The 18,183-nt window shown below is 72.2% G+C and carries 18 protein-coding genes and 1 tRNA gene; 8 read left to right on the forward strand and 11 right to left on the reverse strand.

Annotated elements, in window-relative coordinates; all coding sequences use genetic code 11:
* Positions 1 to 679: 679 nt before the first annotated feature.
* Positions 680 to 753, reverse strand: a tRNA-Leu gene (locus tag JWP64_RS05680).
* 222 nt (positions 754 to 975) lie between these two features.
* Here JWP64_RS05680 and JWP64_RS05685 point away from each other — a divergent pair.
* On the forward strand, positions 976 to 1,338 hold the full coding sequence (locus JWP64_RS05685; protein WP_297493149.1) for a YciI family protein: 363 nt from the start codon (positions 976 to 978) through the stop codon (positions 1,336 to 1,338).
* Complete coding sequence (locus tag JWP64_RS05690; protein WP_297493152.1) at positions 1,335 to 2,546, forward strand: sigma-70 family RNA polymerase sigma factor; 1,212 nt, start codon at positions 1,335 to 1,337, stop codon at positions 2,544 to 2,546. Before JWP64_RS05685 ends, JWP64_RS05690 begins: the two co-directional genes overlap by 4 nt.
* Positions 2,547 to 2,580: 34 nt before the next feature.
* On the opposite strand, the gene JWP64_RS05695 is transcribed toward JWP64_RS05690, so the two are convergent.
* The 3 genes from JWP64_RS05695 to JWP64_RS05705 all read right to left on the reverse strand — a co-directional run bounded on the left by JWP64_RS05695 (position 2,581) and on the right by JWP64_RS05705 (position 5,715).
* Complete coding sequence (locus JWP64_RS05695; RefSeq protein WP_297493155.1) at positions 2,581 to 3,954, reverse strand: NAD(P)/FAD-dependent oxidoreductase; 1,374 nt, start codon at positions 3,952 to 3,954, stop codon at positions 2,581 to 2,583.
* A 77-nt stretch (positions 3,955 to 4,031) separates the two neighbouring features.
* Positions 4,032 to 4,745 carry a uracil-DNA glycosylase gene (locus JWP64_RS05700; RefSeq protein WP_297493157.1) on the reverse strand — a complete coding sequence of 238 codons (714 nt, stop codon included), beginning with the start codon at positions 4,743 to 4,745 and terminating at the stop codon, positions 4,032 to 4,034.
* 13 nt (positions 4,746 to 4,758) lie between these two features.
* Positions 4,759 to 5,715, reverse strand: coding sequence for a Ppx/GppA phosphatase family protein (locus tag JWP64_RS05705; RefSeq protein ID WP_297493160.1), 957 nt, complete (start codon positions 5,713 to 5,715; stop codon positions 4,759 to 4,761).
* 145 nt (positions 5,716 to 5,860) lie between these two features.
* Here JWP64_RS05705 and JWP64_RS05710 point away from each other — a divergent pair, with 145 nt between their 5' ends.
* On the forward strand, positions 5,861 to 7,495 hold the full coding sequence (locus JWP64_RS05710) for an acyl-CoA dehydrogenase family protein (RefSeq protein WP_297493163.1): 1,635 nt from the start codon (positions 5,861 to 5,863) through the stop codon (positions 7,493 to 7,495).
* A gap of 163 nt (positions 7,496 to 7,658) precedes the next feature.
* Here JWP64_RS05710 and JWP64_RS05715 read toward each other — a convergent pair whose 3' ends face one another.
* The 3 genes from JWP64_RS05715 to eno all read right to left on the reverse strand — a co-directional run bounded on the left by JWP64_RS05715 (position 7,659) and on the right by eno (position 10,008).
* Positions 7,659 to 8,111: a DUF501 domain-containing protein gene (locus JWP64_RS05715; RefSeq protein WP_297493213.1), complete on the reverse strand. Its 453-nt coding sequence runs from the start codon at positions 8,109 to 8,111 to the stop codon at positions 7,659 to 7,661.
* Between the two features lie 71 nt (positions 8,112 to 8,182).
* Complete coding sequence (locus JWP64_RS05720) at positions 8,183 to 8,701, reverse strand: septum formation initiator family protein (RefSeq protein WP_297493166.1); 519 nt, start codon at positions 8,699 to 8,701, stop codon at positions 8,183 to 8,185.
* Between the two features lie 17 nt (positions 8,702 to 8,718).
* Complete coding sequence (gene eno / locus JWP64_RS05725; protein WP_297493168.1) at positions 8,719 to 10,008, reverse strand: phosphopyruvate hydratase; 1,290 nt, start codon at positions 10,006 to 10,008, stop codon at positions 8,719 to 8,721.
* A gap of 197 nt (positions 10,009 to 10,205) precedes the next feature.
* Between eno and JWP64_RS05730 the strand changes: the two genes are divergently transcribed.
* The 4 genes from JWP64_RS05730 (at position 10,206) to efeB (ending at position 14,136) form a co-directional block, all read left to right on the forward strand.
* Entirely contained in the window at positions 10,206 to 10,613 is a 408-nt protein-coding gene (locus JWP64_RS05730; protein WP_297493171.1) for a tetratricopeptide repeat protein, read from the forward strand.
* Between the two features lie 177 nt (positions 10,614 to 10,790).
* Positions 10,791 to 11,621, forward strand: a complete 831-nt coding sequence (gene efeU / locus JWP64_RS05735; protein ID WP_297493174.1) for an iron uptake transporter permease EfeU — start codon at positions 10,791 to 10,793, stop codon at positions 11,619 to 11,621.
* A gap of 20 nt (positions 11,622 to 11,641) precedes the next feature.
* Complete coding sequence (gene efeO, locus JWP64_RS05740) at positions 11,642 to 12,805, forward strand: iron uptake system protein EfeO (RefSeq protein ID WP_297493177.1); 1,164 nt, start codon at positions 11,642 to 11,644, stop codon at positions 12,803 to 12,805.
* Between the two features lie 74 nt (positions 12,806 to 12,879).
* Positions 12,880 to 14,136 (forward strand): iron uptake transporter deferrochelatase/peroxidase subunit, encoded by a 1,257-nt coding sequence (efeB, locus tag JWP64_RS05745; RefSeq protein WP_297493215.1) that lies wholly within the window; start codon positions 12,880 to 12,882, stop codon positions 14,134 to 14,136.
* A gap of 154 nt (positions 14,137 to 14,290) precedes the next feature.
* On the opposite strand, the gene JWP64_RS05750 is transcribed toward efeB, so the two are convergent.
* The 4 genes from JWP64_RS05750 to JWP64_RS05765 all read right to left on the reverse strand — a co-directional run bounded on the left by JWP64_RS05750 (position 14,291) and on the right by JWP64_RS05765 (position 17,428).
* The gene (locus JWP64_RS05750; protein WP_297493180.1) at positions 14,291 to 15,013 is read right to left on the reverse strand and encodes a lytic murein transglycosylase; all 723 of its coding nucleotides are present in this window, start codon (positions 15,011 to 15,013) and stop codon (positions 14,291 to 14,293) included.
* Between the two features lie 237 nt (positions 15,014 to 15,250).
* Positions 15,251 to 16,168, reverse strand: coding sequence for a MazG family protein (locus tag JWP64_RS05755; protein WP_297493183.1), 918 nt, complete (start codon positions 16,166 to 16,168; stop codon positions 15,251 to 15,253).
* Positions 16,169 to 16,171: 3 nt separating this feature from the next.
* The gene (locus JWP64_RS05760; protein WP_297493184.1) at positions 16,172 to 17,086 is read right to left on the reverse strand and encodes a SurA N-terminal domain-containing protein; all 915 of its coding nucleotides are present in this window, start codon (positions 17,084 to 17,086) and stop codon (positions 16,172 to 16,174) included.
* A 51-nt stretch (positions 17,087 to 17,137) separates the two neighbouring features.
* Positions 17,138 to 17,428, reverse strand: coding sequence for an RDD family protein (locus JWP64_RS05765; RefSeq protein WP_297493187.1), 291 nt, complete (start codon positions 17,426 to 17,428; stop codon positions 17,138 to 17,140).
* A 387-nt stretch (positions 17,429 to 17,815) separates the two neighbouring features.
* Between JWP64_RS05765 and JWP64_RS05770 the strand changes: the two genes are divergently transcribed.
* A complete protein-coding gene (locus JWP64_RS05770) occupies positions 17,816 to 18,178 on the forward strand; it encodes a VOC family protein (RefSeq protein ID WP_297493189.1) in 363 nt (120 codons plus the stop codon).
* The last annotated feature ends 5 nt before the right edge of the window (positions 18,179 to 18,183 follow it).

The following is an 18,183-nucleotide window of genomic DNA, read 5'->3' on the forward strand; positions in this document are numbered from 1 at the left end:
CAAGCTACTTGGCGTAAGGCTGGAGACCAGTCGCAACCTGCTCGACGTCCCGATCCGGCCATCCAGACAGGTTGAAGTACCACGATCGCCGATGCCTCGTAGCTGAGCGCCACCCGTCGGCCGGAGGCGGCGCCTTGATGGCATCCGGGGAAGGCTTCAGCATGTCCTTGAGTCTGCGCAACGCCTTGACCAGCGCGAGCAGGACCGCTGGAGGCAGGTCGAGCGGCGACGTGAGGAGGAGGAGCTGCGGCAGCGGCTGTCGAGTGGATCCCTACCGATCATGCGGTCGGATGACGACGAGCTATTCGCCAGAGCCATCGCCGCTGAGGCGCAGGCACTGAACGAGCTCCTGACAGAGAGCGACCGGATCATCTCTGGGCTTGGGTAGTTGGGCTTGGGTAGTACTGACAGGTTGCTCTACTTGTGGCGAGATGCACCAGGACGGTGCTCCTCCGCCCCGTGACACGCCGACATGCGATTGCGGCACGTACGCCGTCGAGGTGCGAAGCGACCTGCCAGAAGGACGTTCCCGGGGTGCAGTGTGACGCCCGACTTCGGCACGCATTCGGCACAGACAGCCGGAGAACCCCGGCCCTGACCGAACACGGCCGGACAGCACTGGGGCCAAAGGTCGAAGGAATCCGCAGCTCAGAGGCATGATCGGACTGGTCGGACAGGGTGCCCCCGGTGGGATTCGAACCCACACTGTGACCCTTTTAAGGGGCCTGCCTCTGCCGGTTGGGCTACGGGGGCGTCCCCGCCACCCTAGCGACGACCCCTTCCCCGGCCGGCACTCGGCGAAGAATCTTGTGGCCGGGTGTCGAGACCGCCAGGCTGGCTCCGACCTGCCTGCGAACGGGTCACCCACGGCCCGGACCAGGAGGAAGCCATGGAGACCCGGCGCTGGCCCGGCCACGCCGTCGACCCCGGCGTGCTCGCCCCTGTCCTGATCACCCACTTCGCTGGAGAGCCCCGATGAAGTACATGCTGATGATCTACGACAACCCGGACACCCGCTCCGTCTTCTTCGGGCCGGACGGCGAGGGCCTGATGGCCGAGATGGACGCGCTGATGGCCGAGCTCACCGAGTCCGGCGAGCTGGTCAGCACCGACGCGCTGGCCGATCCGGCGAGCACCAAGGTCGTCCGCGTCCGCGACGACATCCCGGTGATCACCGACGGCCCGCTCGCCGAGGCCAAGGAGCACTTCGGCGGCTACCTGATCGTCGACTGCGAGTCCGAGGCACGCGCCGTCGAGATCGCCGCCCGCTGGCCGAGCGCGAGGTTCACCGCGATGGAGGTGCGGCCCATCCTCGACGTCTCCGGCGAGGAGATGTGACGAGCACCGAGGACCTGCTGCGCACGCTCGCGCCGCAGGTCCTCGGGGTGCTCGTGCGCCGCTACCGCCAGTTCGACCTGTGCGAGGACGCGGTGCAGGAGGCGCTCCTGGCCGCGACGACGCAGTGGCCGGGCGAGGGCGTCCCGGACAACCCGCACGGCTGGCTGGTCACGGTCGCGGCCCGCCGCTTCGTCGACGCGGTGCGCAGCGAGAACGCGAGCCGACGACGCGAGGAACGTGCCGCCGTCCTCGAGGAACCCCTGTCCGGCATCGAGTCCCCGCAGTCGGACGACACCCTGACCCTGCTCGTCCTGTGCTGTCATCCCGCGCTGTCCCCGCCGTCGCAGCTGGCCCTGACCCTGCGGGCGGTCGGCGGCCTGACCACCGCGGAGATCGCCGCGGCCTTTCTCGTCCCGGAGACGACGATGGCGCAGCGGATCAGCCGCGCCAAGAAGTCGATCAGGAAGGCCGGTGCCACGTTCGGCACCCCGGACGACGGCGAGGACCGCCTCGCCGTCGTCCGGCACGTCCTCTATCTGATCTTCAACGAGGGCTACACGGCGTCGTCCGGCCAGGTCCTGGCGCGGACCGAGCTGACCGGCGAGGCGATCCGGCTGACCCGCATGCTCCGCCGCACGCTCCCGGAGGACGGCGAGGTCGCCGGCCTGCTCGCCCTCATGCTGCTCACCGACGCCCGCCGGCCGTCGCGCACGGGGCCGGACGGCGATCTCGTCCCGCTCGCGGAGCAGGACCGGAGCTTGTGGGACGCGACCTCGATCGCGGAGGGGACCGCACTCGTCGAGGAGGCGCTGGCCCGGGGCGCGCTGGGCCCGTACAAGCTGCAGGCGGCGATCGGGGCGCTGCACGCGGAGGCCGCCACGGCGGAGGAGACGGACTGGCCGCAGATCGTCGCGCTCTACGAGCTGCTCGGGAAGGTCTCGCCGAACCCCGTCTACACGCTGAACCACGCGGTTGCGCTGGGGATGGCGCGCGGGCCGCGGGCGGGGCTGGACCTGCTCACGACCCTCGACGACGACGAGCGGCTGGCCGGGAACCACCGGCTCGCGGCGGTCCGGGCGCACCTGCTCGATCTGGCGGGCGAGCCGGACGCGGCCCGCGAGCAGTACCGGACCGCCGCCCGGCAGACCAACAGCCTGCCCGAGCGTCGCTACCTCGAAGGCCGCGCCTCCGGCACTGGTGCGCGGTAATCGTCGCCCTGGCAACGATCACCGCGCACAGGCGCTACGCGCTTCTCCTGACCGGCTCGCCCGCGTCCGTGCCGGCGACCGGGGCGGCCGGGGCGACGGGCTTCGGCGCGGCGAGCCGGCTGAACTCCGCCTTCGGCTCGTGGATCTGCCCGAGCGCGACGACCTCGCGGCCCATGAGCAGCGCCGTCGTCCAGTCCATGACGATCCGGAAGCGGCGGTTCCAGGTGGGCATCCGGCTGACGTGATAGGTCCGGTGCATGAACCACGCCGGGAAGCCCCGGAGCTTGACGCCGTAGATCTGCGCGACGCCCTTGTAGAGCCCCAGGCTCGCGACCGATCCCGCGTAGCTGTGCTTGTAGGGCTTGGTCTCGCCCCCGCGCAGGTGGGCGACGATGTTGTCCGCCAGCACCTTCGCCTGCCGCACGGCGTGCTGCGCCGACGGGCTGGTGCGGGCCTGCGGGTCGTCCTTCGACAGGTCCGGCACCGAGGCGCAGTCGCCGGCGCTGAACACGCCGGGCTTGCCCTCGACCGCGAGGTCCGCCGCGCAGAGGACGTGGCCGCGCGGGCCGAGCGGGAGGTCCGTCTGCTCGAGCATCGGGTTGGGCTTGACGCCCGCGGTCCAGACGATCGTGTCCGCGTCGAACTCGGTGCCGTCGCTGAGCACGACGTGCCCGCCGACCATCGACTCGACCCGGGTCTCGAGCAGGACCTCGATGCCGGCGTCGATCAGCCGTCCGACGGTGTACACGCCCATCTTGGGCCCGACCTCCGGCATGATCCGGTTCATCGCCTCGACCAGCACCCAGCGCAGGTCCTCGGCAGCGATGCCCTCGTAGTACTTCGTGGCGTACCGGGCCATGTCCGCGAGCTCCGCGAGCGCCTCGACGCCCGCGTAGCCGCCGCCGACGACCATGAACGTGAGCAGCCGCCGGCGGAGCTCCGGGTCGTCCGTCGTGGCCGCGGCGTCGAGCCGGGAGAGGACGTGGTTGCGGAGGTAGATGGCCTCGCCGACGTTCTTGAACGCGATGCCCTGCTCGGGCAGCCCGGGCACCGGCAGCGTGCGCGCGACGGACCCCGGGGCGACCACGAGCACGTCGTAGTCGAGCGAGGTGGTGTGGCCCGCGGCCGTCTCGACGGTCACCTTCTTCTCCGCGTCGCTGATCGCGCTGACCCGCCCGGTCAGGACGTGGCAGCCGCGCAGGACCTTGTGCAGCGGGACGACGACGTGGCGCGGCTCGATCGAGCCGGCGGCCGCCTCGGGGAGGAAGGGCTGGTAGGTCATGTGGGACTGCGGGTCGATGACGGTGATGTCGGCCTCGCCGCGGCGCAGCTTCTTCTGCAGCCGCAGAGCGGTGTACATGCCGACGTAGCCGCCGCCGACCACGACGATTTTCTGACCATGCGCCATACCGACATTCGTACCCCGAGGACCTAAGCCCAATCACCGGTTCGGGCGTGATCTGCGTCGAGGCGCTGTGAGTCCCGCTACAGGAGGCCTGCGGCGACGCCCGCGGCGCGCAGGACGTCCTCGAACATCGCGGGGGTCAGGCGCCCGGTGAATGTGTTCTGCTGGCTCACGTGGTAGCTGCCGAACAGGTGCAGCGGCCTGGACCCGGCGAGCTCGACGTGGGCGCCGTGGCCGAACTTCGGGCGCGGTGTGGGGATGGTCCAGCCGTGGCCGGCCAGGACGGGGAGCAGGGACTGCCAGCCGAAGCCCCCGAGCACGACGACCGAGCGGACTGTCGGCGCGAGCAGGGCCAGCTCGGCGTCGAGCCAGTGCCGGCAGGTGTCCCGCTCCTCGGTCGTCGGCTTGTTCGCGGGCGGGGCGCACCGCACCGGCGAGGTGAGTCTGGTCCCGCGCAGGGCGAGCCCGTCGTCCTTGTCGACGGCGGTGGGTTGGTTCGCGAGCCCGACGGCGTGCAACGCGGCGTAGAGGAAGTCCCCGCTACGGTCCCCGGTGAACATCCGGCCGGTCCGGTTGCCGCCGTGCGCCGCCGGCGCCAGCCCCACGATCAGCATCGACGCGTCCGCGGGGCCGAAGCCGGGCACCGGGCGTCCCCAGTAGGTCCAGTCCCGGAACGCCGCCCGCTTCTCCTTCGCCACCGCCTCCCTCCACGCCACGAGCCGGGGGCAGGCGCGACACTCCGAGATCTGGGCGTCCAGCTCGGCGAGCGTGGTCGGCGTCGGCGGGAAAGCCACTTTCCGGAGCACGTCAGACCGCGATCGAGCGGGCGATCCCGTCCAGGATGTCGTGCTCGCTGACGACCATCTCGTCGATCCCGGCGCGCTCGTGCAGCTCGTCCGCCAACGCCTCGACGACGATCGCCCCCGCGGCGATCACGTCCACCCGCCCCGGGTGCAGGGCGCCGAGCTTCTCCCGCTCCGACTTCGGCGACGTGACGAGCTGCTGCGCAACTCGGTGGATGTCCTCGCGGCTCAGCCGCGACAGGTGCACGGCCTCGGGGTCGTACTCCGGCAGGTCCTGCGCGATCCCGGACAACGTGGTGATCGTCCCCGCCACACCGACCCAGGTCTTCACGCCCTCGACCGGCACCGCGGCGAAGGCCTCGTCGAGGATCCCGCCGGCCACCTTGCGGGCCTTGCCGACGTCCTCCGGGCTGGGCGGATCCCCGGGCAGGCAGCGCTCGGTGAGCCGGACGCTGCCGACGTCCACGGACTTCGCCGCCGTCACACTCGCCTTGCCGTCCACGAGCTCGCCGACGACCAGCTCCGTCGACCCGCCGCCCACATCCACGACCACGAACGGGCCGTCCTCCGGGTCCAGCTCGCCGACCGCACCCTCGAACGACAGCCGGGCCTCTTCGTCGCCGCTGATCACCTCGGCGTCGATCCCGAGGGTGTCCCGGACCATCCCGAAGAAGTCCTCGCGGTTGCTCGCGTCGCGCGTCGCGGACGTCGCGACCATGCGGACGCGCTCGACGCCCTTGCGGCGCACCGCCGCGGCGTAGTCGACGAGCGCGACGCGGGTGCGCTCGAGCGCCTCCGGGTCGAGCTCGCCCGTGGCGTCCACGCCCTTGCCCAGCCGCACGATCCGCATCTCCCGGTGCAGATCCCGCAGCTGGGGAGTGCCGTCGAAGCTCGTGGTCACGTCCGCGATCAAGAGGCGGATCGAGTTGGTCCCGCAGTCGATCGCGGCCACCCGAGACATAGGAGTTCCCTTCGCCGTTCCGGCCGACCACGCTACGCGGTCCGGACCTCGCACATCACGCAGCCCGGCCGGCCGGCAGGTCCCGTGCGCGAACTGCTCGCGCGGGGGGTCCATCGCGGGTGGAGTCGGGGTTACTCTCCGGTACGTGGCGTACAGCGATGTCGACCCGCAGACCGATCTGGGCACCCACACGGTGACCAACCAGGCCCCGCCGCTCGACGGCTTCGATCCGCTGGCCTGCGACCCCGGGCTCACGGACGCGCTGCGGCGTGAGGGTGGCGCTCCCGAGGACCTGAAGGGCCTCGCCGCCCCGGTCGGTTCGGCGGAGTACCGCGAGCACGCGCGGCTGGCCAACGAGAACGAGCCCGTCCTGCGCACCCACGACCGCTACGGCCACCGGGTCGACGAGGTGGAGTTCCACCCGTCGTGGCACGCGTTGATGGAACTGTCCGTCGGTGCCGGGCTGCACGCCGCGCCGTGGGCGGGCGGCCCCGGGGCCCACGTCACCCGCGCCGCGGGGTTCTACCTGGTCAGCCAGCTGGAACAGGGACACTGCTGCCCGATCTCGATGACGTACGCGGCGATCCCGGCGTTGCGGCACGCGCCCGCACTCGCGGCGCGGTTCGAGCCGGGGCTCACCTCCCGGACCTACGCGCCGGGACTTGCGCGGCCGGAGACCAAGGCGGGGCTGCTCGCCGGGATGTCGATGACGGAGAAGCAGGGCGGCTCGGACGTCCGCACCGGCACGACCGTCGCGACACCGAACGCGGACGGGACGTACTCGCTCGTCGGGCACAAGTGGTTCACCTCGGCACCGATGAACGACCTGTTCCTGACCCTCGCCCAGGCGCCGGGCGGGCTGACCTGCTTCGTCCTCCCCCGCGTGCTCCCCGACGGGTCGCACAACGCGCTCCGGATCCAGCGGCTGAAGGACAAGCTCGGGAACCGGTCCAACGCCTCGTCGGAGATCGAGTACGCGGGTGCGCTCGGGTGGCGCGTCGGCGACGAGGGCCGCGGCGTCGCGACGATCATCGAGATGGTGTCGATGACCAGGCTCGACTGCGTCCTCGGCTCGGCCGGCACGATCCGCGCGGCGGTGTCCGAGGCGGCGCACCACGTGGCGCACCGCAGCGCGTTCGGGGCCCGGCTGGCGGATCAGCCGCTGATGCAGGCGGTGATCGCGGATCTGGCCGTCGAGTCCGAGGCGGCGACGACGCTGGCGCTGCGGCTGGCCGGCGCCGCCGACCGCGGCGAGACGGCGCTGCTGCGGCTGGCATTGCCGGCGTCGAAGTACCTGGTGTGCAAGCGGACGCCGGCGGTCGTCGCGGAGGCGCTGGAGTGCCTCGGCGGCAACGGGTACGTGGAGGAGTCCCCGATGCCGCGGCTGTACCGGGAGGCGCCGCTGAACTCGATCTGGGAGGGCTCAGGGAACGTCACCGCACTCGACGTCCTGCGCGCCGTCGGCCGGTCCCCGGAGTCCGTGGACGCGGTGCTGACGGAGGTCGACGCCGCCGCGGGCGCGGACAGGCGGTTCGACGCCGCGTGCTCGTCGCTGCGCACCGCGCTGCGGGAGCCGGACCCGCGCACCGCCCGGCGCCTCGCCGAGCTCCTGGCGCTCTGTCTGCAGGGCTCGCTGATGCTGCGGACCGCGCCGACCGAGGCCACGGACGCGTTCGTCTCGGCCCGCCTCGCCGCGGACGGCCCGTGGCGCACCGCGGGCACCCTGCCCTCGACGACCGCGACCCGGACCCTCCTCACCCGCGTCACCCCCACCACCTGACCTCACCCCCGACTCCCCGCGAGTCGGCAGTTTCGGACGCGCGAGTCGGCAATTTCCGGCGCGCGAGTGCACGAGTCCGGACGGCCGCAACAGGGCGTCGGACGACCGGGAGGTGTGTTTCGAACCACCGTAAACGCCGACTCGCGGGGCGGAAAGTGCCGACTCAGGCGGAGCAGGGACCCGTGGTGAACCAGTCACCCAGGTGGGCGAGCGCGTCGTCGCCGATCGGGTTGACCCCGGGGCCCTTCGCCAGGGAGTGGGCGATGTGGACGTGCAGGCACTTGACGCGGTCCGGCATCCCGCCCGCGCTGACGTCCGTGCCGAGCGGCCCGATCGCGTCCCGTTCGGCCAGGTAGGACTCGTGCGCGGCCCGGTACGCCGCGGCCAGCTCGGGCTCCTCGGCGAGGCGGTCGGTCTGCTCGCGCATGAGGCCCTCGGCCTCGAGCGTCCCGATCCGGGACGCCAGCTTCGGGCAGGTCAGGTAGTAGAGCGTGGGGAACGGCGTGCCGTCCGGCAGCCGGGGCGCCGTCCGGACCACCGCGGGGTGGCCGGCCGGGCACCGTGCCGCGACCGCGAGGACGCCGCGGGGCGGGCGACCGAGCTGCTCGGCGATCACGGCGAGGTCCTCGGCCGAAACCTCCGCGGACCCCGACCCGGTAGCCGCCGAATCCCGGCTCGCGGGGCTAGTCACTGCGGGGATCCTTGCGTCACGTCGCTCCACAACTGTCTGTACCAGGGGGTGTTCGCCTGTGCGGCCTCCGCCGCGGCCGGGTCCGCGGTCCGGGGCAGCTGCACCACGTACGGGGTCTCGCCGGGCTTGACGTACCCCAGCCGGGACCGGGCCTCGGCCGCGATCTCCTCCGGGTCCGACAGCCGCGCCCGTCGCTCGGTCAACTGATCGACCTCGGCGGCCAACGCCCGTTGCTGGTCGGAGACCTCCGTCAGCGCCTGGCGCTGCGCCACGTAGTTCCGCAGCGGCATGGCGACGGTCAGCGTCAACGCGCAGACGACGATGGCGAGGATCGCCGCCCGCCGCGTCGACGACAGCCCGAGCAGGCCGGTGGTGGCCGCGACGACCCCCCGGGACCGGCTCCGGGTGAGCCGCGGCTCCCGGACCCGCTTGCCGCTCGTCGGGCGCGCGGCGCCACGACCGGTGCGGGCCCGGTCACCCCGGGCCCGCGTCCGTTCGGACTCCGCGTGGGACACCGCCGCCATCGTCGGCCTCAGGCCTGCGGCACCGTGTACCGCGGGAAGGCCAGCTCACCGGCGTAGCGCGCGGCGTCACCGAGGGCCTCCTCGATGCGCAGCAGCTGGTTGTACTTCGCGACCCGCTCGGAACGGGCGGGGGCGCCGGTCTTGATCTGGCCGCAGCCGGTGGCGACGGCGAGGTCCGCGATCGTCACGTCCTCGGTCTCGCCGGAGCGGTGGCTCATCATGCAGCGGTAGCTGAACGAGTGGGCCAGTGTGACGGCGTCGAGCGTCTCGGACAGCGTGCCGATCTGGTTGACCTTCACCAGCAGCGCGTTCGCGGCGCCGCGGTTGATGCCCTCCTCGAGCCGCTCCGGGTTGGTGACGAACAGGTCGTCGCCCACGATCTGGACCTTGTCCCCGATCGCCTGCGTCAGCGAGACCCAGCCGTCCCAGTCGTCCTCGGACAGCGGGTCCTCGATCGAGACCAGCGGGAACTCGTTCACCAGCTCGGCCCAGACCTTCGACAGGTCCGCCGAGGAGAGGTCCTTGCCCTCGTAGTGGTACACGCCGCCGGAGAAGAACTCCGTGGCCGCCACGTCGAGGGCGAGCACCACGTCCGTGCCGAGGGTGTAGCCCGCCTTCTCGACGGCGACGCCGATCAGCTCGAGCGCGCCCTTGGTGCCGCCGGCGACGTCCGGGGCGAAGCCGCCCTCGTCGCCGAGGCCGGTGGACAGGCCCTTCTCCTTCAGCACGGACTTCAGCGCGTGGTACACCTCCGTGCCCCAGCGCAGGGCCTCACGGAACGACTCGGCGCCGATGGGGGCGACCATGAACTCCTGGACGTCGACCGAGGTGTCCGCGTGTGCGCCGCCGTTGAGGATGTTCATCATCGGCACCGGCAGCACGTGCGCGTTCGGCCCGCCGACGTAGCGGAACAGCTCCAGCCCGGAGGACTCCGCGGCGGCCTTCGCGACCGCGAGCGAGACGCCCAGCAGCGCGTTGGCGCCCAGCCGCGACTTGTCCGGGGTCCCGTCGAGGTCGACGAGCCGCTGGTCGACGAGCCGCTGGTCCACCGCCTCCATGCCGGTCAGCTCGGGGCCGATCTCGTCCAGCACCGCGGTGACGGCCTTCTCGACCCCCTTGCCGCCATAGCGGGCGTCGCCGTCCCGCAGCTCGACGGCCTCGTGCTCACCGGTCGACGCGCCGGAGGGCACCGCGGCCCTGGCCAGCGTGCCGTCGTCGAGGGCGACCTCGACCTCGACCGTGGGGTTGCCCCGGGAATCGAGGATCTCTCGCGCCCCGACCTGCTCGATGGCTGCCACCCGTTGCTCCTGTTCACCGTCGCCGTACCGAGATTCGCCTGCGTCAGGTTAGCCGCAGGTACCGACGATCCGGGGGACGAACCCGGGCCACGTCACTGTGCGGCTTCCCGCACCGGGCCTCACGGGCGCGCGTGCGCCCGCGCGAGCGCACGGATGTACAAGCCTCGCGATTCATCGTCCCGACACCTAACGTAGGAATGACCATGACGAGCGAACCCGTCTCCCGCCGGGAGCGAAACCTGGTGTTCGAGTCGTTCCGTCGTGCCGAGATGTTGTTGTCCGACAGGCGTCCGCTCGACGCGTTGCAGGCCCTGACCCCGGTGGTCGAGAGCCAGCCCAACGATGCCTCGGTACACCTGCTCGCCGGCCGCGCGTACCTGGACTCCGCGCAGCTCAAGCGGGCCGAGCAGGCCTTCTGCAAGGTGCTCGAGCTGGATCCGTCGGACCATTACGCGCGCTTCGCGCTGGGCAAGGCGCTGCAGCGGCAGGGCCGTCTCGGCGAGGCGCTCGCGCAGCTCAAGATGGCGGTGGTGATGGACCCGCGGCCGGAGTACCAGGAGGCGCTCGGCGAAGCCCGGGCGCGCATCGCGACCCTGCAGGGCTGACCGTCGCGCCGATCGTTCTCGACAAGGACCATCCGGACATCGGAGACCTTCCGGCGACGACCGGCGACGAGCCCCTCGGAACAGAGCCTTCCGAATCGTCGGTTCGGCAAGCTAGCCTCAGCCCGCTACTGATGAGCCTCACCTAATCGAGGCAGCGGGGAACCGGAGGCCGGCTCGGTGTTGGGCAATGCGCTGATCGGACTGAGGGAGGGCCTCGAGGCCTCCCTCGTCGTCAGTATCCTCGTCGCGTTCCTCGTCCGGACGGACCGCCGTCGCGAGCTCCCGAAGGTCTGGCTCGGCGTCGGCATCGCGGTGCTCGTGAGCGTCGGCGTCACCCTCGGACTCACCCTCGCCGAGCAGGCGCTGACCTTCGAGGCGTCGGAGACCCTCGGCGGATCGCTGTCCATCATCGCGGTCGGCTTCGTCACCTGGATGATCTTCTGGATGCGCAACAATGCGCGCGCCATGTCGTCGGACCTGCAGGGGAAGCTCGAGACGGCGATCCGGATGGGGCCGATCGCGGTCGTCGTCATGGCCACGCTCGCCGTCGGCCGCGAGGGCCTGGAGACCGCCGTCTTCTTCTTCGCCGCCGCCCAGGCCGCGGGCGAGACCGCCCAGCCGCTGATCGGCTTCCTGATCGGCATCGCGCTGGCGATCGTCCTCGCGTACTTGATCTACCGCGGGGCCATGAAGATCAACCTGGCGAAGTTCTTCACCGTCACCGGACTGCTGCTGATCTTCGTGGCCGCCGGGATCCTCGCCTACGGCGTGCACGACCTGCAGGAGGCCGGCGTGCTGCCCGGCCTCGCCACCCTCGCCTTCGACGTGAGCGCCACGATCCCGCCGGACTCCTGGTACGGGACGTTGCTCAAGGGGGTCTTCAACTTCTCCCCACAGACAACCGTGTTCCAGGCCGTCGTCTGGGTGCTCTACGTGGCCGTCGTCCTGACGCTGTTCCTCATCCCCCTGCGCGCGCGGTCCACCACTCCCGCCGCTGCGCGAGTTTGACTCCCCGAGGAGAAGAACCCATGTCCCGCACCACCCGACGGTCGGCTGCCGTCCTGCTCACCGCAGGCACCGCCGCACTCGTCCTCGCCGGGTGCACCAGCACCGCCCAGCCCGCCGCCCCGTCCGGCGGCGACGCCGCGGCGGGCGGGCCGATCACCGTGAACGCCACGGATGCCGCCTGCGAGATCTCCAGCGCCGAGGCGCCGGCCGGCAACATCTCCTTCTCGATCAAGAACTCCGGCACGAAGGTCACCGAGTTCTACCTCTACGGCACGGGCGACCGGATCATGGGCGAGATCGAGAACATCGGGCCGGGCCTGTCCCGGAACCTGATCGTCGAGGTGCCGGACGGCGGCGCCTACACCACCGCCTGCAAGCCCGGCATGATCGGCGACGGCATCCGCAACGCCTTCACCGTCACCGGCACGGCGGCCCGCTCGGTCGACACGAACGCCAGGCTCGCCGAGGCGACCGCCGGTTACAAGCGCTACGTCGGCTCGCAGATCGAAGCGCTCGTGCCCAAGACGCAGGAGTTCGTCGACGCCGTCAAGGCCGGCAAGGTCGAGGAGGCCAAGGCGCTCTTCCCGGTCTCCCGCACCTACTGGGAGCGGATCGAGCCCGTCGCCGAGTCCTTCGGCGACCTCGACCCGAAGATGGACGGCCGCGAGGACGACGAGCGCGAGCAGGGCGTCGGCTTCACCGGTTTCCACCGACTGGAGAAGGACCTGTGGGCCGACGGCCTGCAGCCGGACTCGGCCGCCGTCGCGGACCAGCTGATGGTCGACATGAAGGACCTGCAGACGCGCGTCGCCCCGCTCGAGTTCACCCCGGTCCAGCTCGCCAACGGCGCCAAGGAGCTGCTCGACGAGGTCGCCACCGGCAAGATCGAGGGCGAGGAGGACCGCTACTCGCACACGGACCTCTGGGACTTCAAGGGGAACCTCGACGGCTCGCAGGGCGCGGTCGCAGCACTTCGTCCGGTGATCGACGAGAAGGACCCGCAGCTCGGCCCGACGCTGGACCAGCGCTTCGCCGCCGTCGACGCGCTGCTCGACGAGTACCGCGAGGGCGACGGCTACAAGAGCTACCTGACGCTCACCGAGGACGACAAGAAGGCCATGGCCGCCGCCGTCGACGCGCTCGGTGAGCCGATCAGCCAGGTCGCGGGGGTCGTCACGTCGTGAGCTCGACCCGCCCCTCGACCGAACCCGACGCCGCGCCGGAGTCCACTCCTCCTGCCCCGCCGGACGAGCCACCCGTGGCCTCCGCCGGGAGCGGCGGCGGGTTCTCCCGGCGGCGGTTGTTCGGCTTCGCCGGGGCGGGTGTCGCGCTCGCCGGTGCCGGTGCCGGCATCGGCTATGCGGCCGGTGCGGCCGGCAGCGACGAGCCCGCCCACGACGGCGTCGTGCCTTTCCGGGGGCAGCACCAGGCCGGAATCGTCACCCCGGCCCAGGACCGGATGCACTTCGTGGCCCTGGACCTCACCACGACGGACCGGGCCGAGGTGCAGCGGCTCTTCCAGAAGTGGACGGCCGCCGCGGAACGCATGACCGCCGGGCTCGAGACCAGTGAGAACGGCGCCGTCGGACTGAACCCGTTGTCCCCGCCGGCCGACACCGGCGAGGCGCTGGGGCTGCCCGCCGCATCGCTCACGCTGACGCTCGGGCTCGGCGCGTCGTTCTTCGACAAGCTCGGCATGGCGGGCAAGCGCCCGCCCGCGTTGATCGATCTCCCCTCGTTCACGGGGGACCGGCTCGATCCGAACCGCTCCGGCGGTGACCTGTGCATCCAGGCCTGCTCGGACGACCCGCAGGTCGGCGTTCACGCGATCCGCAACCTGGTCCGGATCGGCTTCGGCACCACCGCGGTGCGCTGGTCGCAGCTGGGGTTCGGGCGGACGTCGTCGACCTCGACCGCGCAGGCCACCCCGCGCAACCTCTTCGGGTTCAAGGACGGCACGAACAACCTCAAGGCCGAGGAACCGCAGGAGATCGACCAGCACGTCTGGGTGGAGGCCGGGGACGGCCCGGCGTGGATGACGGACGGCAGCTACCTGGTGGCCCGTCGGATCCGGATGCACATCGAGACCTGGGACCGCACCTCGCTCGAGGAACAGGAGGCCATCGTCGGGCGGACCAAGCGGGAGGGCAACCCGCTCAGCGGGCAGAAGGAGTTCGACCTCGCCGACCTCCGTGCGAAGGGCGCGGACGGCCAGCCGGCGATCGCGATGAACGCGCACATCCGGCTGGCGTCGTCGGAGTCGCTGAACGGGGTCAAGATCCTCCGCCGCGGCTACAACTTCGTCGACGGCTCCGACGGCAACGGCCACCTCGACGCGGGCCTGTTCTTCGTCGCGTTCGTCCGGAACCCGGAGACGCAGTTCGTCCCGATGCAGCGGGCGCTGGCGAAGAAGGACAAGATGATGGAGTACCTGGAGCACAACGGCTCCGCCCTCTTCGCCTGCCCGCCGGGCGTCGGGGACGGCGAGTACTGGGCCCAGTCCCTCTTCAGCTAGGAGCCGGCGCCCGAGGCGACCACCGCCGCGGGAAATCGCGAGAGTCGCGGTATTTCCGTCCGCGAGTCGGCGCTTTCAGGCGCGCGAGTCGGGGTTTCGCGACCCCCGAGTCGGGGGTGGGCGGGCCGGCACGCGCCGCTCGTCCTTCCTCCCGTCAGGCCGCCGCACCGGCGTAGCGGTCCACCGCCGCCCACACCAGCCGTGCGTACTCGACGGACCGGTTGTAGGCGAGCACCCCGTCCCACCAGCCGTCCCCGCTCGCGGTGTCCCGGCCCTCGGCGCAGAGGTAGGCCGCGGCGGCCCGCGCCGCGTCGTCGATCCGCTGGGGGTCTCCGCCCCCGCCGAAACGGGCCCAGGTCGTCGGCAGGAACTGCAGCGGGCCGACCGCGCGGTCGTAGGTCGTGTCCCCGTCGAGCCGGCCGCCGTCGGTGTCCGCGATCTCGCGCGTGTTGTTGGAGCCGTCCAGTGGGATGCCGACGATCGGCGGCGACGAGACGCCCTGGCCGTCGAGCCGGGAGCCGTTGATCCGCGCATGGTTGGACTCGACCCGGCCGATCCCGGCGAGCGTGGCCCAGGAGAGCCGGCAGTCAGGGGTCCGGGCGCGTTGGGCGAGCTCCGCCGCGGCGTAGGCCTCCAAGGCGCGCGCCGGGATCGAGGTCCTGGCGGCCGCGTCCCGCGCCCAGATCGAGGTGTCCGCGCCGTCGGGCAGCGGCGCGGCCGTCGAGACGGGGGTGCCGCGCGGGACACCCGCGGGCGTCAGGCCGTCGGATCGCGACGTGGTCCGCTCCCGTCCCTCCTGCCCGACGAGGACGACGCCGAGGAACACGAGCCCGACGACGCCCAGGATGCCGAGGAGGACCGCTGCAGATCCGCGCACCTCGTCCACGCTACGGACGCCGACTGAGAGACCTCTGAGATGCGGGAGACCGCGCCTCGACGGCCACGGCGCCGGGCCCCGCCTCCCGCGACACGAAACCCCGACTCGCGCGGTCCTCAGCGCCGACTCGCGCGCCGGGAAACCGCGACTCGCGGGGCACGAGAGCCCGACTCGCGCGCCGAGAAGTGCCGACTCGCGGGGAGGGCGCGGGAAAAGGCGCGCGGGAAAAGGAAACGGTCAGGCGGGCCAGGCTCGGCGCCAGGTCTCCGGGTCCAGGGCGTGCGGGTCCGCGCCCTGGGCGGCCGCGGTGCGTTCGGCCTCTCGGACCAGCTCGGCGAAGCGGCGGGCGGCGGTGCGCAGCTCGGCCTCCGGGTCGATCCCCGCGAGCTTCGCCTTCGCGGCGGCCCGGAACAGCTCCTCCCCCACGCCTCCGCCGGCGGGCAGCAGGTCGTCCGGGAGGCCGGCGCGCGCGGTGCGGCTGGTGAGCTTCGCGGCGAGGGCGACCGCGGGCTGGCCGAGCGGCACCCCGTCGACGCTCGACGTGCGCTGCTTCTCGGCCCGCTTCAGCTCCTCCCAGCGGCCCTCCTGCGCGGACGCCGTGTCGATCCGCTCGGTGCCGGCGAAGACGTGCGGGTGCCGCCCGACGAGCTTCGCCACCAGCCCGGACGCGACCTCGTCGATGCCGAACGGCGCCTCCGCGGACTCCTGCGCGACCCGGGCGTGGAACAGCACCTGGAGCAGGACGTCCCCGAGCTCCTCGCGCATGTCCGCGCGGTCGCCGTCCTCGATCGCCTGGTAGAGCTCGTAGCACTCCTCGATGAGATACTGCAGCAGCGACGCGTGGGTCTGCTCGGCGTCCCAGGGGCAGCCGCCGGGCGAGCGCAGGCGATCCATGACGGCGACGGCGTCGAGCAGCGCGGCGCCGTGGGGTTCCGGAGTCACGACGGCGTCGGGCGCGGGTTCGAGCGTCAGCAGGACGGCGTCGTCCGGCAGGGACTGGCCCTCGACGGCGCGTGTGGCGCCCGATGCCGCGATCAGCTCGTCCGGCACGCTCGGATCCGCGAGCACGACCGAGGCGCTCCGCAACGCCGGGAGCGCGGCCGCGGGCAGGACGGCGCCGAGCCGCCGGGACAGGACGACGACGGTGGGCGCCACGCGTCAGCCCCGCCCGGTCTGCACCGGCAGGAGCACCCCGCCGCGTTCCTCCGGGGCGACGACCCGCATCTGCACCGGGTCCCACACGCCGTAACGAGGGTTGACCGCGACCGCGAGCTGGTCCGACAGCGGCTGGACCAGGCGTTGACCGATCGCGGCGAGCGAGTCGCTGTCCGTGGAGGAGACGACCGAGGGCTCGCTCGGCGGCGCGTCCGTGGAGCGCTGGGTGACGCGCATGACGGCCCAGACGGCCTGCCCCGGCGACGGCTCGAACGCGACGACCTGGCCCGTGGGGGTGCCGAACGCGGCGGTGGCGCCGAGGGTCGGGTCCTGGCCGACCCGCAGGACCTGATTGCGGGCGGCGGTGTTCCTGTCGTCGAACACGGCCTCGGCGGCCGGGCCGCCGGCCGCGACCGTGCGGGCCTTCGCCCCGGCCTCGGCCTGGGTGGTGGTCAGCGCGACGTCGACGGTGACGGACAGCCGGTCCGCGTATTTGCGTCCGAGCTCGGTGGCGGCGAGCCGGTCCCACACGGCGTCGTGCAGGTTCTCCTCGTCGAACAGCGTGCGGCCGAGCACCGCCTCGGTGCCGCCGAGTGCCGTGGTCTCCGCCGCGACCTGCGCCTCCGTGACCGTGATGCCCTCGGTCCGGGCGGCGCGCTCCAACAGCTGGTGCATCACCGCGGCCGTGACGACGTCCCGGGAGATCTGCTCGGTGGTCCCGCCCTGCTGCGTGATCCGCTGGACCATGTCCGTACGCCCCAGGGCGGTGCGAAGCTGGTCCTGCATCTGGGTGAGCGAGATCGAGTCCTGGCCGAGGATCACCGCGGAGTCGACCTGGCTCGGCCCGCTGCCACAGCCGCTGACGACGGCACCGACGACCACCGCGGACGCAACGAGACGCCCCATCCTGATGCGCACGGCGGTCAGCCTCTCACGCCGACGTGGCGTGGGTCGCACCGCCGCCGGTGCTCAGGAGCCCGCGTGGACCACCACGGTGTCGCAGACCGGGTCCGCGAACGTCTGCCGGCGAGCGTCCCACAGCGGGCGGAAGTAGCCGAGGTAGAACGGCAGGGCGTCGATCACGTGCGCGATCTGCCGGACGAACGCCGGGTTGAACCCGATCGGTGCGCCGGTCCTGGCGCTCACGAGCTTCGTGCCCATGACCTGCTTGCCGAGGCTCTGCCCGGTGGTGCCCTGCCGGTAGCCGGAGTTCCAGAGCGCGAACCCGAGGACGGCCAGGTAAGAGGGGGTGACCGACACTGCGTTCCTCCCGGAAAGCGGGCGCCCGGACCGCCCGGCGCTCGGTTCGTACTCGACCCGGCCGCGGGGACGTTAACGAGCAGCACGTCAGGTGTTCACCCGACAGCGGCGCGGCACCGGGGCTCCTACGGTCGACAGGGCCCGGCACCCACGGACCACCGCCCCGCGGGTGCCGGGCATCCATCGCCGCCTGTCGGGTGTTCGCACGACACGACCGGGCGTCCCGCGGACATAGGGTCGGCGTGGGTTCGCCGCCGGACGACACCGCAGGGGGCACACTGCGTCGGCCGGCGGCACCCGGCCTCCTTGCCGGGGCACGGCGGCTCGGGTGTTCGTGCATGGGGGAAACGCCCGAGCCGCGGCACCGCCCGCCGTTGGCCCCCCGGCATGCCGATCCGCCTGGTGAACGTCGTCGTCGACGCCGCGGACGGTTCCGCGCTCGGCCTGTTCTGGTCCGAGCTGCTCGGCTGGCCGGTCGCCGTCGACACCCCCGACGACGTCGACGTGCGCTGCCCGGACGTCGGCGAGCTGATCTTCGATCTCGTGTTCGCGCCGGTCACGGAGGCCAAGGTCGTCAACAACCTGGTGCATGCGGACCTGGCGAGCAACTCCGCCGAGCACCAGCGCGCACTCGGCCGCCGCGCCCTCGACGCCGGTGCGACGCCCGTCGACATCGGGCAGGGCGACGTCCCGTGGGCGGTCCTGCAGGACCCGGAGGGCGCCGAGTTCTGTGTCCTGACGCCCCGCTGAGGAGC

The sequence above is a fragment of the Pseudonocardia sp. genome (assembly GCF_025465255.1).
In the GTDB taxonomy this organism is placed as follows: Bacteria; Actinomycetota; Actinomycetes; order Mycobacteriales; family Pseudonocardiaceae; genus Pseudonocardia.

Coding starts and splice junctions, on each gene's coding strand:
- JWP64_RS05685 (WP_297493149.1), top strand. CDS start 976: ATGAAGTACATGCTGATGATCTACGACAACCCGGACACCCGCTCCGTC.
- JWP64_RS05695 (WP_297493155.1), bottom strand. CDS start 3,954: ATGGCGCATGGTCAGAAAATCGTCGTGGTCGGCGGCGGCTACGTCGGC.
- JWP64_RS05705 (WP_297493160.1), bottom strand. CDS start 5,715: ATGTCTCGGGTGGCCGCGATCGACTGCGGGACCAACTCGATCCGCCTC.
- JWP64_RS05730 (WP_297493171.1), top strand. CDS start 10,206: ATGACCATGACGAGCGAACCCGTCTCCCGCCGGGAGCGAAACCTGGTG.
- efeO (WP_297493177.1), top strand. CDS start 11,642: ATGTCCCGCACCACCCGACGGTCGGCTGCCGTCCTGCTCACCGCAGGC.
- JWP64_RS05770 (WP_297493189.1), top strand. CDS start 17,816: ATGCCGATCCGCCTGGTGAACGTCGTCGTCGACGCCGCGGACGGTTCC.